Source organism: Rickettsia endosymbiont of Ixodes pacificus (genome assembly GCF_000965155.1).
Classification (GTDB): Bacteria; Pseudomonadota; Alphaproteobacteria; order Rickettsiales; family Rickettsiaceae; genus Rickettsia; species Rickettsia tamurae.
Window position 1 is genome coordinate 780,994 of sequence record NZ_LAOP01000001.1, and the last position, 14,512, is coordinate 795,505.

Consider the following 14,512-nt stretch of genomic DNA (forward strand, 5'->3'; position numbering starts at 1 on the left):
GATTTTTTCAACAGCCCGGTACACTTGATCTGACAGGTAGAGATTGATTAAGCAGCAAAAGTGCTGTCAGATAAGTAAGAATTAATAGACTTATCTTGAGCAATTTTAATGCTATCCTTGAAAGTTTGCATAGGAGTTTTTCCATAACAGAACTTTCCAGAATGCGGTCTAGTATTGTTATATTTGTTTAAATATTGATCTAAGTCAATCTGTAAATCCTCTAATGAGCTATAAATCTTTTTACGGAAAGCTATATCATAAAATTCATCTTTTAAAGTTCTATGTAATCTTTCGCATATTCCATTAGTTTGAGGAGAACGTGCCTTAGTTTTAGTATGATCAATATTTTCTATAGCCAAATATAACTCAAAAGCATGATGTTCTACCTTACCACAATATTCCGTTCCTCTATCTGTAAGGATTCTCAGTAGTGGTACATCATGATTATTAAAGAAAGGTATTACCTTATCATTTAAAATATCAGCGGATGTTATTGCAGATTTATCAGTATAGAGTTTGCAAATAGCCACTCTAGAATAAGTGTCAATAAAGGTTTGTTGGTATATTCTACCTACTCCTTTCATATTACCGACATAATAGGTGTCTTGTGCACCAAGATAACCGGGATGCTGAGTATCAATTTCTCCATGAGCCTCTTTAATTTGTTTTGCTTTTTTTAAAGCAGATATCTGCTCTTCTGTCAGTAAGATACCGTCCTGTGCAGATTTAGCTTCTAAAGCTTTGAGTCGTTTCTTTAGAGTTTCAAGATCGTTGCGTAGCCAGATAGAACGTACACCACTGGATGACACTATAATACCTTGCTTTATTAGTGCTTGGCTCGCACGAAGCTGACCAAGAGCAGGATTCTCTATAGCAAGATTTATTACTGCTTGTTCTATATGTTCTGATACACGATTCTTTACTATAGGTTTCTTACGACTCATATCCACAAGAGCCGCTTCTCCGCCCATCTCATATAGTTCCTTGAAACGGTAAAAGCTATCTCTTGAATAGCCCATTACTTTACACGCAGTACTAACACTACCTAGTTGTTTTGCAAGTTCTAATAATCCTAATTTAGGTTTGATTATTTTTTGATCATAATTTGACATATTGTTCCTATTAATTGAGTTTTATATTTAGTTCGTGGATATGATAGATAACTCCTTAGTTATCTACATACCCACAAACTCGTCTAATTTCAATCTTAATATGTCAGATCAAATCTGAAGGTTTACAAATAAGACATGTTTATAATAAACATAAAGTAACGTTATGCCAAATTATCATATTAAATTTTTACCAAATATAGTTAATTTAATCGGTTATTTTTGTAGACTTATTTTATTACCAAATTTAATACCAGCTGATTCTAGTGAAAATAGTTATGACCAAAGCCTTGATAGAAATAAGGTATATTCTGTACATTTAAAACCTTTTTCTAATACCTCTACATATTTTTTAGATGAGCATCCTGATCATACCTTTGTACATATTGCGTGGATTGGTTAGAGAGCTAAAATTTGCGTTTGAAGATATAAATTCATGGTTTTTAATGCCGGGAGCTCAAATTGATACGGTTAATTGGGAAACTGAAACAACAACAAATCACTGCCTAAGTAATTTTATTATAAATTTATTTCATATAAGAGAAGTAAAAGATTTTATTGCTAATATAACTATATCTAATCTAGCAAATGCATTTACTGCACATATAATCGGTGATAATAATTATAACTTAATAAAGAATGATAGTACATATTATATGATTGAATCTAGTTGCGATAAAGATATTAGTTTATTGTCTAGAGGAACAAATGAGTGTGCTATTTACTTTAGGCAAATGATACGGATACTTCATTATTTAGTGCTATAAATGAATTCATTGAAGGTGATAGAGAGGTAAATAGTGCTGCTACAAGTACTATATATATAAAATTTTTACTGAATTAATGATTCAAATTCTTTTACGACGGCTTGATAAAGTTTCCGTTTGAAAGGAATTATAATAGATAATAGCTCGTCAAGTGATGCCCAACGCCATTGGTCAAATTCCGGATTAGAGGTATTTATATTAATATCTTCGTTATTTCCGGTAAACCTAATTAAAAACCAGCGTTGTTTTTGTCCACGAAAATTACCATTCCACAATTTAGGTATTAAAAAGCTTGGTACATCATAACTATACCAGCATTTGCTTTCGGCAATAATATATCCTTTATCGCTTCCTATTTCTTCTAACATCTCACGCATTGCTGCAATACTTGGTGTTTCACCGGGAACTATCCCACCTTGCGGCATTTGCCATGTAGATATTTTTGTATCTATTCTTTTACCGACGAATATATGGTTATCAGCATTTAATATCATCATGCCGACCCCTGGTCTATATGGTAAATCAAGATGTTTTTTGGAAGAATTTCTCATTATTTTTTTACTTTAAAAAATCAATTATAATTTTACTACTTTATTTTTACCCGTTGTTTTAGCTTCATACATAGCTTTGTCAGCACGTTCAATGAAAGATTCTATTGATTCTTCTTTTTTATATTCCGTAACTCCGATTGAAATAGTTTTTTTTAAAGGTTCAATTTGATCTTCAATATGAAAATCCATATATTCTATTTTAACTCTAACCCTCTCCGCAGTTTCAATTGCTTTAGAAATATCTATATCCGTTAAGAGTATAGTAAATTCTTCACCGCCGAATCTTGCTATTAAGTCTGTTACTCTGAGAGTATTCTTCAAAATACGGGATACAATTGTTAAAACCTTATCGCCTGCTTGATGACCGTAAGTATCGTTTACATGTTTAAAATTGTCGATATCGCACATAAGTAAATATAATTTAATACTTTCTTTATTAGCTTTCTCAATCATTTGTTTGAGATGTATATCGAAATAGCGACGATTAAATAAGCCGGTTAGACCGTCTTTAGCTGCTAAATTAACACTTTGTTCAAGATCATTACGTAAATTATCTTGATATTGCTTACGCCTTAATTGTGTTCTAATTCTAGCAAGCAACTCGCTTTCCTCTATAGGATAAACGAAATAATCATTAATACCGAGTTCAATACCTTTCACAACCAAAGGCATACCGTCTTCATCAATTTGTGAAATTATTACCACGCCGCTTATTTCTGCTTTACCTCTTAAAATAACACTGATCCTCAAAGGATCGTCATTTTCGAGCATACTACTGATAATTACTAAATCGGGGGTATATTCATTTATAATATCTAATTCATCGGAATTACTTATTACCTTTACGTTTTGGGTAATCTTAAGTAACATTTGTTTTATATTTTTAGCTTGTACCACATCATCATTAATTAGTAATATTTTTTTATCTGCAAAAATGTCATGCATTTCGATATTTGTTACGCCTAATAATGCATTAGTGCTATTACGAAGCTTTAACTCATCAATTAAGCTTTTCATTCTAGATAGCGATTTAAGTCTTACAAATAGAGCGGTATCGTTAATCGGCTTTGTTAAAAACTCATCAGCTCCTGCCTCAAGACCTTTAACTCGATCATCAATATCGGAAAGTGCAGTTACCATTACAACCGGTATATGAGTAGTTTCCGGATCGGTTTTTATCGTTTTACATACCTCAAATCCATCCATTTCCGGCATCATAACATCAAGTAGTATAATATCAATTTTTTCCTTTTTAAGAATTGCTAATGCTTCTTTGCCGCTATTTGCAGTAAGAACCGTATAATACTCTTTTAAAAGTTTGGCTGTTAGTAACTTAATATTGGTTTCTATATCATCTACTACTAATATTGTGGTCATAAGATTAAATTCTTGTTTTTAAAGGAAATAATTTGTATATTTATACTTTAATTTTTAAGTCTTAAATGTATAATATATGAAAATTTCAGCAAATTCAATTAGAACAGGTAACATATTAGTTTATAATAATGATTTATGGGTTGTAAGCAAAACACCGGAACATACTCAACCAGGGAAAGGTGGAGCTTATGTACAAGTTGAGATGAAAAATTTAAAAACAGGGACAAAGTGTAACGAAAGATTCAGTTCTTCCGATTATTTAGAAAAAGCCGAACTTGAACAAAAAGATTATCAATTTTTATATTTTGAAGGTGATGATTTGGTATTGATGGATACCAAACATTTTGATCAAATAAATGTTCCAAAGGAAATTTTAGAAGAAAAATTACCTTTCTTAACTGAAAATATGATTGTTAAAGTCGAATTTTATAATGAAAAGCCTTTAAATATTGAGCTTCCTCCAACTGTTATACTTGAAATTAGTGAAACTGATCCGGTAATAAAAGGAGCAACCGCTACCGCTTCTTATAAACCGGCAATTTTAGAAAACGGTATTAAAGTTAAGGTCCCGCAATATTTGGAAATAGGAGAAAAAATTGTTGTTAAAACCGATGATATAACATATGTCGAGCGAGCTAAATAAATTTCCATTATGCAACCTATAACTAATTTATTAATTAATGTCCTGCGTAAAGCAGTTAAGTTTTTGCATAGAGATTTTTTAGAACTCGAAATGTTGCAAAAAAATTCTGTAAGAAATGAAGAATTTTGTAAGCGATCTTATTTAAGATTAAAAACTTTATTATGTGAAGAATTACAAAAACATACACAATATTTATTTTTTCCAGAGGATCAATTCGATTTAAATAATAATTATGAGAGTGTCTTTTTAATTAATCCTATAGATAGCCCAAATAATTTCGCTAGAAGCATACCTTTTTTTGCGATATCCGTAACTTATTTAAAAAGGAATCAAGAAGTTTTAACTCCTACTTCTACAGTAATATATTTCCCTGCTCTTAATGAAATTTATTATGCTGAAAAAGGTAAAGGAGCTTGGATAGAAAAAAATAATTTAAACTCTAATTATCAAGGATTAAGACTTAGAGTTTCCGATAATGCAGATTTAAAGAACTGTTTAGCAATTATTGAAGATGTAAATCATAATGATTTGGAGGAAATATACTCCTGTGAAATGAAGAGTGAGTATACGAAGATCAACTTGGAAAAGAGCAAGGAATCTGTAAGCCGAGGAGCGGAGCGTACAGAAGTACGTGAGCATTCGAGGACTTACAAAGATGACGTAGCCAATTTTTCAAGTTCATCGAGTATAAATAATATTAGATCTTTTGGCTCTCCTTGCTACGGGGCTACGCTTGTAGCTTCAGGTAAAGTGGATTTAATATGTTTATCATTATTAAATTTTACATTATATTATGCATTTGAGCTTCTTATTAAGGAAGCAGGCGGGATAATTATAGATTCTAGCGATAAATTTATATATTCAAATCGTTATATTGCTAAGAAACTTAAATATTAGACAAGAAATTATTTTAGATTTGCATTTTTATTGTTAGAATATAATAATATTAATATAATTATTAATTCATAAAGTTATGACACATGTATAAAGAGTTTGAATTTGACTGCGATTTTGGTGGACAAAGAGCCAAGTTTAAGTTTTATATAGGTACGCCTCAAGAAGGGCATCATCCGCTACAATTTCAAGCAAAATGGTTATCTGACGAAAGAGGCGGTACTATTCCTGATGAGGTTATGAAAGCAATATCACAGCTAAATGATCTTGCCAAAAAAAACGGTGTTCCACTTCCGGATTTATGCGTATATGCTCTTGGTTCTGCTCAAGAAGCCCAAGCTACCCCTCAAGAAGAAGATGAAGATGAGAGTGAGAACCAAGAGGATAAAGCAGAGCAGGCATAGTTAAAAATAATAAGGAGATTCATAGAGATTAAAATGAAACAATATAATGATTTATTTAAAATTATTCACCGCGAAGGATATATATTTATTGCTAGCTTTGCATTAGTAAGTTTTTTATTAGCATCATTTAATGAAAAACTTGGCTGTATTGGATTTATTGCTACTGCTTGGTGTATTTATTTTTTCCGTAATCCTGATCGCTTTGTACCTATAAGTGATGATCTGATAATAAGTCCTGCAGATGGAATAATTCAAGAAATTAAGGAAGCATTGCCGCCTCCGGAATTAGGGCTTGGTGATGTGGAAATGATTAGAGTTAGTATTTTTCTAAATATTTTTAATGTCCATGTTAATAGAATCCCAGCAAACGGAAAAATTTTAGCACTTCATTATAATCCAGGAAAATTTTTTAATGCTTCACTCGATAAAGCTAGTATTTATAATGAGCGTCAATCAGTATTAATGGAAACTGATCAAGGGCAGAAAATTGTTTTTGTTCAAATAGCCGGACTTATAGCAAGGCGTATAGTTTGTGATTTAGAAGAGGGTAATGAAGTTAAAACGGGCGAGCGATACGGTATAATTCGTTTCGGTAGCAGAGTAGATGTTTATCTACCGTTGAAAACAGCTTTATTAGTGAGTAAAGGGCAGACTGCTATAGGCGGTGAAACTATCATTGCTGATTTTGGACGTAAAAAGACAGCAGAATTTAAGTTTGAGAGGAAGTAGTCTCATAACTTTAAAACCCCATCATTGCGAGCAGCCGTTAGGCTGCGTGGCAATCTCATGAAATAATAACAAACTCCTGAGGTTGCTTCGTCAAAACTTACAGTTTTTCCTTGCAATGACGTTATAAATACATTTTGAGTATAAAAATTGTTAAAAATTCGTAAATCTATAATAACTAAGCCTGTACCTCTAATAAAATTAATTCCCAACTTTATTACGTTGCTTGGTTTAGTAACTGGTATGAGTTCTATAAAATTTGCTTTGGATAGCAGATGGGAACTTGCGGTATATTGCATTATAGTAGCGGCAATTATTGACGGTATCGACGGTAGAATAGCAAGGATGCTAAATGCAGCTAGCCCATTTGGGGCAGAGCTTGATTCATTATGCGATTTTGCTAATTTTGGTATAGCTCCTGCTTATTTAATATATTTATGGTCTTTTCAACAATATGAATATAAGGTATTTTCATCAGCAGTAATGCTATTATTTATAGTGTGTATGGCACTACGTTTAGCTCGCTTTAATGTTGGTATTTATCAACCGAAACAAGATAAAAAAACTGAATATTTTTTTACCGGTGTACCTGCTCCATGTGGTGCTTTACTTGCTTTAACGCCTGTAATGATAGATTTTGAAATCGGTACGTTATTAAATATCAATACACGTACTCACACTATAACAATTAATATATATTTAGCTATTATAGCTTTTCTACTTGCTAGTAGGCTTCCTACAATCTCAACAAAAAATTTAAGTATTAAACCTGAATATTTATCGCTTGCAATGATTTTAGTTGCTATTGTTATTATAAATCTTATCATATATCCATGGTATTCACTGCCGTTAATTGCAGTTATATATATTCTTTCTATACCAATTTGTTATTTTTTTAAACATAGAGGATATTGGTAAAGTTAATTATGCCGAGTGTATTACAACAAGCTATCGATAAATATAAACATCATCCATTTACTAAATATGTAATTATTATAGCCTTAATAATATTTATTTATTTGGGATATAGAATTTATGTTTGGGCAAATACACAATCCACGGATAATGCTTACATAGATGCAGATATTTCAAATGTTAGTGCTGAAGTTAGCGGTGTTTTAACAAAGTTATTTGTTACCGATAATACTAAAGTTAATAAAGGCGATCTGATAGGTGAAATTGACGATAGAGATTATAAGGCAAAGCTTGCAGCACTTGAAGCATCTATTGAAGCTTGCATAAAAAATATAGAAATTATAGAGCAAAAAATCTCAATAGGGCAGATTAGCCTAGAGCAAGCAGCTGAAAAATTAAAGCTTACTAAAATAAGCTTTGATATTGTTTCAACAGATTTTAGTAGAGTGCAGGAATTAAATAAGGCAAAATTTGCTAGCTCTAAAACGCTAGATGATTCTAAAAACGCATATCAAAAAGCCAAAACGGATTATAAACAAGCACAGTTAGATTTAGATATATCTAAGCAAAATTTACAGCTTCTTGAGCTTGAAAAAGCAGCAGAACAGGAAAAACTTAAAGAGCTAACAGAAAATAAAAAAGTAACCTTAAGGAGCTTACAAAATACTAAACTTATTGCTATGGTACCCGGTATATTCGGTAATAGTAGTTTAGAAGTCGGAAATTACATAGTACCGGGTAGGGCATTGTTTTCTATAGTTCAAGATAATACTATGTATATTCAGGCTAATTTTAAAGAAACACAAATTAAGAAATTTAAGTCCGGCATGAAAGTCAAAATTGAATTTGATGCTTTGCCTAAAAAGGTAATTTACGGGAAGATTCGTAATATCGCTCCTGCTACCGGCTCTAAATTTAGTTTAATCCCGTCCGATAATGCTACCGGTAATTTTACTAAAATCGTACAACGTGTACCTGTTTTAATAGATTTTGAATCCCCAAATGCTAATCTAGTCCCTGGCATGTCAGCAATCGTATCCATTAGAACAGATCAAAGTACGTAATTTTTATTAAAAAATAGCAATAATTATTCTATTAAAAGTACATATTCTAGTATTATTTACTTATTACTTAAAAAGCTATATAATATGAGTAATACCAAAAGTAATAATTAATATGCAAAGATATTTAGATCCCACTAATGATAGTTTATTTAAAAAAATCTTTCGTGATTTAGGAAGGTTAAAGGAATTTATTAATGCGGTTCTTGAACTACCTGAGGGGCTTAGAATCAAAGAAATAGAATTTATACCTGTAGAGCAAACACCTATTATCGATAAAGGGAAAAAAAGCATATTTGATTTAAAGGTTAAAGATGAAGCCGGTAGCTGGTATATAATCGAGATGCAAAAAAGAAATGAAAGCGATTACTTAAAAAGAGTGCAATATTATTCTGCTCATTCTTACGTACAGCAACTTACACAAGGAATAAAGCATAAAGATTTATTACCGGTAATAGTTATTTCACTTATTAAGACTAAAATGTTTGATGATGAAGTACCTTGTATAAGTCTTCATAAAATGCTTGAAACTAAAACAAATAAGTAACATTTATTTGATTTTTCCTATGTATTTATAGAGCTTAAGAAGTTTGATAAAGATAAGTTTGATAATACTATAGATGAGTGGCTACATTTATTTAAGTGTGCAGAAAACGAAACTAGTCCGCCTGCAAATATAAAGAGCGAGAAAGTATTAGATGCGTATAATGTAATAGAAATGCATAACCTAACTCCCGAAGAATATGACGCCTATATAAGAGCAAAATTAATGGAAGATGCTGAAGAAATAGCTTTGTCTGAAAATTTTGAAAAAGGGAAAGTTGAGAGAGAAGTAGTAAAAAGTATAAAAATAGCAAAAAAAATGCTAATCAAACAAAGACCTATAGCAGAAATTCACGAGATTACTGAATTATCTACAGAAGAAATAGAAAAGCTAAAAGCAGAAATAGAGAATTCCTGAAACTAGTTGATTAATTATTTACCCCTTAACTCTGCTAATTCTTTTTTTAGTTTTATTACTAAAGTTTGTAATTTTTCAAATTCTTCGCGAGTGACGTAATTACCTTTAAGTATTTTATCCTCAATTATACCACAGCTTTTATCCGCTATACTGTTTAAGGCTTTTTGTGCTACGCTGCTAGCTCCTACCGCAACTTTTAAAATATTATTTGTTTTCATAGTACCTCTATAGATAAAGCATGCAGACCGCTATTAAATTCATCGGCAAGTAAGTTATTAATAGTGCGATGATTGGTAATTAGGCTTTTTCCCTGTAATGTTTCTGCAGCAATTCTTATTTTTATATGGCTGTGAATTCCGTCATAATGACTAGCATGTTTATAGCTTTCATCTATTATTTCTTGAAAATGTGGTTTTAACACACTTAATTTTTCTTGTATCCTTTCCATGCGGCTCATATTTTTATTTCATTTACAGTAAAAATGTCCTAATATTCTTAAGTATATAATTTTATGATAAAAATGGCAATGTCGGAATTAATAACGGATTATAAAGATTTACAAGATGAGATAGATAAATTGGAAAAAGGCGTATGTTTTGCTTGTAGATTAGTTAATTATGATGAAATAGAATTTATAGAGCAGGATAAGCATTTTATAATTGAAGATTTAGATCAAATCATTGAAGATGTAAGCAAAGAACTTAATATTTTTTCAAAGTTTAAGAAAATAAAGAAAGATAGAATATTATTTATCCTAAATACTACTGATTCTGACTTAATTAAAAATTTTGCTAGAAAATTATATTTATTTTCGCAGCTTTATATTAATGAACAGAAGCCGGCAATTTATATGAATTGTTATATTGCTAGTATTAAATTTCCAAAAGTAAGTAATAATGCTAAAGAAATTGAAAAAACATTAAATATGTTACTTTCACAAAATAATAATTATTATTACCGTGAATATAGCAGTACAGAACATGATTTGGAAAATATAAGAAAATCTAATCTTCAGCTTAACTTACTACGACAAGCCTTAGCAAAAAAGACTATGCGATTTGCTTATCAGCCTATAATAGATCGCAATACTATGAAGATTCATTATTATGAATGTCTGCTTCGTATACCTGACGAGAACGGCGTTTATATTTCCGTAGGTCCTATAATCCCTATTGCTGAAAATAAAGGATTAATTTTTATAATTGATCAAATTGTTTTGGAAATGACTGTTAACGAACTTGCCCGCAACCCAAACTTAATGTTAGCCGTTAACATTTCAAATATAGGAACAAGCGATGAAGCTTTATGGGAAATAGCAGAAAACTTATTAAAAGCTCATAATGTTCGGGATCATTTAATTATTGAAATTACGGAAACTTCTTTCAATGAGAATTACGATAAAATAACTTTATTTATTAATAAACTACGTAAGTACGGATGTAAATTTGCATTAGACGATTTTGGTTCGGGTTTTACTTCTTTTAAACAACTTCAAAGCTTACCAATTGATATTATTAAAATTGACGGTAAATATGTGCGTAGTATTACAAGTGACGTACAAAGTAGGTATTTCGTAGAAAGATTAATTAAAATTTCAGAAGATTTAGGTATTGAAACGGTAGCTGAATTCGTAGAAAACGGAGAAATAGCTAAATTTTTAATTGATCTAAAAGTTGGTGGGCTACAAGGGAACTTTTATTCCGAAGCAAAGTTTGATAGGGTGGATGAGGTTTAATTATTGTCATACTGCGACCTCGCTGACTTTATTGCATGGATACCAAAATCGTCATTGTGAGGAGTGAAGGGTCTTGTTGCATGGTTCGAGAAATCTGCTCGATGTCATTCCCGCGAAAGCGGGAATCCAGAAAAATAACTTCAATATTGATACAGAGGTTACATCATTTGATAAAATAAACATATAAAAAACTTGTTTTTTATATGTTTTACTGGATTCCCGCTTTCGCGGGAATGACATAAACCGAGCCATGCAACAAGGCCAATGCCCGTTCGCAATGACATAAATTATAGTGCTTGACAACCTACATAAAACTCAACTTTAAATGATTAAACTTAGATGCTGTTACTTGAATTAAAAAAAACTAATCAAATCTTAGAAACTATACATTTTATAGGTATCGGCGGCGTTGGAATGAGCGGTATTGCCGAGATATTACATAATCTAGGTTATAAAGTACAAGGTTCCGATTTAGTAGAAAATTATAATACTAAAAGGCTTGAGTCATACGGCATTAAAATATTTTTAGGACACGCCGAGCAGAACATTACCAATGTTTCGTATGTTGTTATTTCGTCGGCAATTAATCCAAATAATCCTGAAATAAAAGAGGCATTAGAGCGTAAAATCCCAATTATTAGACGTGCGGAAATGCTTGCTGAACTTATGAGATTAAAATGTTCAGTAGCAGTTTCGGGATCGCACGGTAAAACCACTACTACTTCTTTAGTTGCTTGTTTATTTGAGGCAGCCGGTTTATGTCCTACGGTTATTAACGGTGGGATCATAAATAATAAATCGACTAATGCATATCTTGGTTCAAGTAATTATTTAATTGCGGAGGCCGATGAATCGGATGCGACGTTTATTCATATTCCATCAACTATTGCGATAATAACTAACATTGATCCCGAACATTTAGATTATTATAAAGATTTTGAAACATTAATTGGTGCTTTTAGAAGCTTTATTACTAATTTGCCGTTTTACGGTTTTGCCGTTTGTTGTATCGATCATAAAATAGTTCGTAAGTTAGTAGACGATATTACTGAAAGAAAGATTGTTACTTATGGAATCGATTCGGAAGATGCTCATATTATAGCGTTTAATATTAACACTGATATTGCCTCCTCTACTTTTGACGTAAAAATTAGTCTACCAAATGTACTAGGTACAACGATTATTGAAAAAATTACTATTCCAACGCCCGGAAGACATAATATTTTAAATAGTCTTGCTGCAATTGCCGTTGGCATAGAATTAGATTTTGGTATTAAAGCTATTAAAAATGGCTTTAATAATTTTAAAGGAGTAAAGAGGAGATTTACTAAAGTAGCTGAATATAATAAGGCTTCAATTATCGATGATTACGCTCATCATCCTGAGGAAATCAAAGCAACACTTGCGACGGCTAAAAATATAGCAAATAAACAAAACGGTAAAGTTATTGCTATTTTTCAGCCTCACAGATATTCAAGAATGCAGCATTTATTTGATGATTTTATGCTTTGCTTTGTTGATGCCGATATACTCTATATTACCGATATATATGCTGTAGGTGAAAACCCTATAGAAGGAATTACAGGACAAAGTTTAGTTGATAAGATTACTAAGAATAAGTATCACGATAAAGCAAATTTTCTAGCACAGCTAGATGATGCGGTTGGGGTTATTATAGATAATGCAGCTTCTGGTGATATGATAATTATGATGGGAGCAGGTAATATTTCAAGTTTTGCTAATGAATTAGATGGGAGATTGTCATCCCGGGTGCCTTAAGCTGTCATACCGTGGCTTGACCGGTCTTGTTGCATGACACTTATGTCATTCCCGAGAAAGCGGGAATCCAGGGTAAAGCGAGATAAATCGAGCTTTAAAAAAATCTTTTAGATCAAGATTTTACTTTCTAAATAAAGCTTTTAAAAAGCTTTAAAGTACTGGATTCCCGCTTTCGCGGTAATGACATCGAGTCTTAAGTTGACACTCATGCACTTTTAGCTAGGAATGACATCCGTTCGTACAACATAGGGTCAAGCCACGGGGTGACAAAAGAGTGAAGATAACAGTAAAGCGAATAGCAGGACTAAATATGTTAATTTTACCGATAGTAAAAGGCGAGTATAAAAAAGATTATAATTTAAAACACTTAACATGGTTTAAAGTAGGCGGTAATGCCGAAATTTTCTTTAAACCTTTAGATAGCGAAGATTTAGCAAGTTTCTTAATACAAAATAAGCAAAAATTACCTATAACTACTTTTGGAGCAGGCTCAAATATTATTATAAGAGACGGCAGCATAGAAGGGGTCGTTATAAAACTTGGTCAGAATTTTAGCAATATTGAGTTTATAGATGATAATCATTTAGTAGTAGGCAGCAGCTGCCTTAATTATAATTTAGCAAAATTCTGTCAAGTAAATGCTATTTCCGGTTTTGAGTTTTTAGTAGGTATTCCAGGGACTATCGGCGGCGGTGTTGCTATGAATGCCGGTGCTTACGACTCTGAATTTAAAGATATTATAGTGAAGATTGAAGCGATTGACTTTGCAGGAAATTTTCGAGCATTCACAAATGAAGAAATCGGTTTTAAATATCGCAGTAATAATTTACCGAAGGATTTAATTATTCTCAAAGCTGTTTTTAAAATAAATAAAGGCGATAGTGAAAATATATTATTACGGATGAATGAAATAAATAACGCAAGATCATCTACGCAGCCTATTAAAGAGCGTACGGGCGGTAGTACTTTTGCAAATCCTGAAGGGCTTAAATCTTGGGAACTTATTGACAAAGCGGGGCTTAGAGGTTATAGAATAGGCGGTGCTTCAATGTCGGAGCTTCATTGTAATTTTATGATAAATAACGGTGATGCTACCGCTAAGGATTTAGAAGATTTAGGTGATTTTGTCCAGCAAAAAGTATTTGAAAATAGCGGTGTTAAGTTAGAGTGGGAGATTAAGAGAATCGGATGTCATCGGGGCTTGTCCCCGGTATCCAGAAATTTAATAATATAATGAACAATATTATGTATATATATTAGCTAGCGGGCGTAATGGTACATATATATATTGGAGTAACTTCAAATATTATAAAACGTATTTATGAGCATAAGCATAAAATAATCAAAGGATTTTCTTCTAAGTATAACATAAATAAATTAGTTTATTTTGAGCAATATGACAATATTATAGCTGCAATTAATCGTGAAAAATTATTAAAAGAATATAAAAGACAGTGGAAATTAAATTTAATTGAGTCTCAAAATCCAGAATGGCATGATTTATATGAAAAAATTATTTTATAATTTTTTTACTGGATCCCGTGGACAAGCCACGGGATGACACGGAACGTAGCAATCATGGTATGAAAT

General features: G+C 31.7%; 15 protein-coding genes and 3 pseudogenes. 13 read left to right on the forward strand and 5 right to left on the reverse strand.

Annotation, left to right across the window (positions count from 1 at the left end; genetic code table 11):
• Nucleotides 1–47: 47 nt before the first annotated feature.
• A complete protein-coding gene (locus REIP_RS04165) occupies nt 48–1,112 on the reverse strand; it encodes an IS481 family transposase (protein WP_045803566.1) in 1,065 nt (354 codons plus the stop codon).
• A gap of 163 nt (nt 1,113–1,275) precedes the next feature.
• On the opposite strand from REIP_RS04165, the pseudogene REIP_RS04170 reads away from it, so the two are divergent.
• Nucleotides 1,276–1,546, forward strand: a pseudogene (locus REIP_RS04170) (hypothetical protein); the annotation flags it as partial.
• 9 nt (nt 1,547–1,555) lie between these two features.
• Nucleotides 1,556–1,876, forward strand: a complete 321-nt coding sequence (locus tag REIP_RS13655; RefSeq protein WP_156147485.1) for a hypothetical protein — start codon at nt 1,556–1,558, stop codon at nt 1,874–1,876.
• 65 nt (nt 1,877–1,941) lie between these two features.
• Here the strand turns inward: REIP_RS13655 and REIP_RS04180 are convergent, their stop codons facing one another.
• Together REIP_RS04180 and REIP_RS04185 are read right to left on the reverse strand one after the other, a co-directional pair.
• Entirely contained in the window at nt 1,942–2,427 is a 486-nt protein-coding gene (locus REIP_RS04180) for an RNA pyrophosphohydrolase (RefSeq protein ID WP_045803903.1), read from the reverse strand.
• A 24-nt stretch (nt 2,428–2,451) separates the two neighbouring features.
• Entirely contained in the window at nt 2,452–3,804 is a 1,353-nt protein-coding gene (locus REIP_RS04185) for a PleD family two-component system response regulator (protein ID WP_023507646.1), read from the reverse strand.
• Nucleotides 3,805–3,880: 76 nt separating this feature from the next.
• Between REIP_RS04185 and efp the strand changes: the two genes are divergently transcribed.
• The 7 genes and pseudogenes from efp (at nt 3,881) to REIP_RS11665 (ending at nt 9,408) form a co-directional block, all read left to right on the forward strand.
• Nucleotides 3,881–4,447, forward strand: a complete 567-nt coding sequence (gene efp, locus REIP_RS04190) for an elongation factor P (RefSeq protein WP_045803904.1) — start codon at nt 3,881–3,883, stop codon at nt 4,445–4,447.
• Nucleotides 4,448–4,456: 9 nt separating this feature from the next.
• Nucleotides 4,457–5,344 (forward strand): inositol monophosphatase family protein, encoded by an 888-nt coding sequence (locus REIP_RS04195; RefSeq protein ID WP_045803905.1) that lies wholly within the window; start codon nt 4,457–4,459, stop codon nt 5,342–5,344.
• Nucleotides 5,345–5,427: 83 nt separating this feature from the next.
• A complete protein-coding gene (locus tag REIP_RS04200) occupies nt 5,428–5,745 on the forward strand; it encodes a DUF2610 domain-containing protein (protein ID WP_045803906.1) in 318 nt (105 codons plus the stop codon).
• 33 nt (nt 5,746–5,778) lie between these two features.
• The gene (locus REIP_RS04205) at nt 5,779–6,474 is read left to right on the forward strand and encodes a phosphatidylserine decarboxylase (protein ID WP_045803907.1); all 696 of its coding nucleotides are present in this window, start codon (nt 5,779–5,781) and stop codon (nt 6,472–6,474) included.
• Between the two features lie 147 nt (nt 6,475–6,621).
• Nucleotides 6,622–7,389 carry a CDP-alcohol phosphatidyltransferase family protein gene (locus tag REIP_RS04210; protein WP_008580317.1) on the forward strand — a complete coding sequence of 256 codons (768 nt, stop codon included), beginning with the start codon at nt 6,622–6,624 and terminating at the stop codon, nt 7,387–7,389.
• Between the two features lie 8 nt (nt 7,390–7,397).
• On the forward strand, nt 7,398–8,450 hold the full coding sequence (locus REIP_RS04215; protein ID WP_045803908.1) for an HlyD family secretion protein: 1,053 nt from the start codon (nt 7,398–7,400) through the stop codon (nt 8,448–8,450).
• A 112-nt stretch (nt 8,451–8,562) separates the two neighbouring features.
• Nucleotides 8,563–9,408, forward strand: a pseudogene (locus REIP_RS11665) (Rpn family recombination-promoting nuclease/putative transposase).
• A gap of 14 nt (nt 9,409–9,422) precedes the next feature.
• Here REIP_RS11665 and REIP_RS04230 read toward each other — a convergent pair.
• Together REIP_RS04230 and REIP_RS04235 are read right to left on the reverse strand one after the other, a co-directional pair.
• Nucleotides 9,423–9,626, reverse strand: coding sequence for a hypothetical protein (locus REIP_RS04230; protein ID WP_045803910.1), 204 nt, complete (start codon nt 9,624–9,626; stop codon nt 9,423–9,425).
• Nucleotides 9,623–9,865, reverse strand: coding sequence for a BolA family protein (locus REIP_RS04235; protein WP_045803911.1), 243 nt, complete (start codon nt 9,863–9,865; stop codon nt 9,623–9,625). The genes REIP_RS04230 and REIP_RS04235 overlap by 4 nt, the downstream gene beginning before the upstream one ends.
• A 54-nt stretch (nt 9,866–9,919) precedes the next feature.
• On the opposite strand from REIP_RS04235, the gene REIP_RS04240 reads away from it, so the two are divergent.
• The 4 genes and pseudogenes from REIP_RS04240 to REIP_RS04255 all read left to right on the forward strand — a co-directional run bounded on the left by REIP_RS04240 (nt 9,920) and on the right by REIP_RS04255 (nt 14,446).
• Nucleotides 9,920–11,143, forward strand: a complete 1,224-nt coding sequence (locus REIP_RS04240) for an EAL domain-containing protein (protein ID WP_045803912.1) — start codon at nt 9,920–9,922, stop codon at nt 11,141–11,143.
• 339 nt (nt 11,144–11,482) lie between these two features.
• Nucleotides 11,483–12,922 (forward strand): UDP-N-acetylmuramate--L-alanine ligase, encoded by a 1,440-nt coding sequence (murC, locus tag REIP_RS04245; RefSeq protein ID WP_045803913.1) that lies wholly within the window; start codon nt 11,483–11,485, stop codon nt 12,920–12,922.
• Between the two features lie 310 nt (nt 12,923–13,232).
• Nucleotides 13,233–14,156, forward strand: coding sequence for a UDP-N-acetylmuramate dehydrogenase (gene murB / locus REIP_RS04250; RefSeq protein ID WP_045803914.1), 924 nt, complete (start codon nt 13,233–13,235; stop codon nt 14,154–14,156).
• A 19-nt stretch (nt 14,157–14,175) separates the two neighbouring features.
• Nucleotides 14,176–14,446: pseudogene (locus REIP_RS04255) on the forward strand (GIY-YIG nuclease family protein).
• The last annotated feature ends 66 nt before the right edge of the window (nt 14,447–14,512 follow it).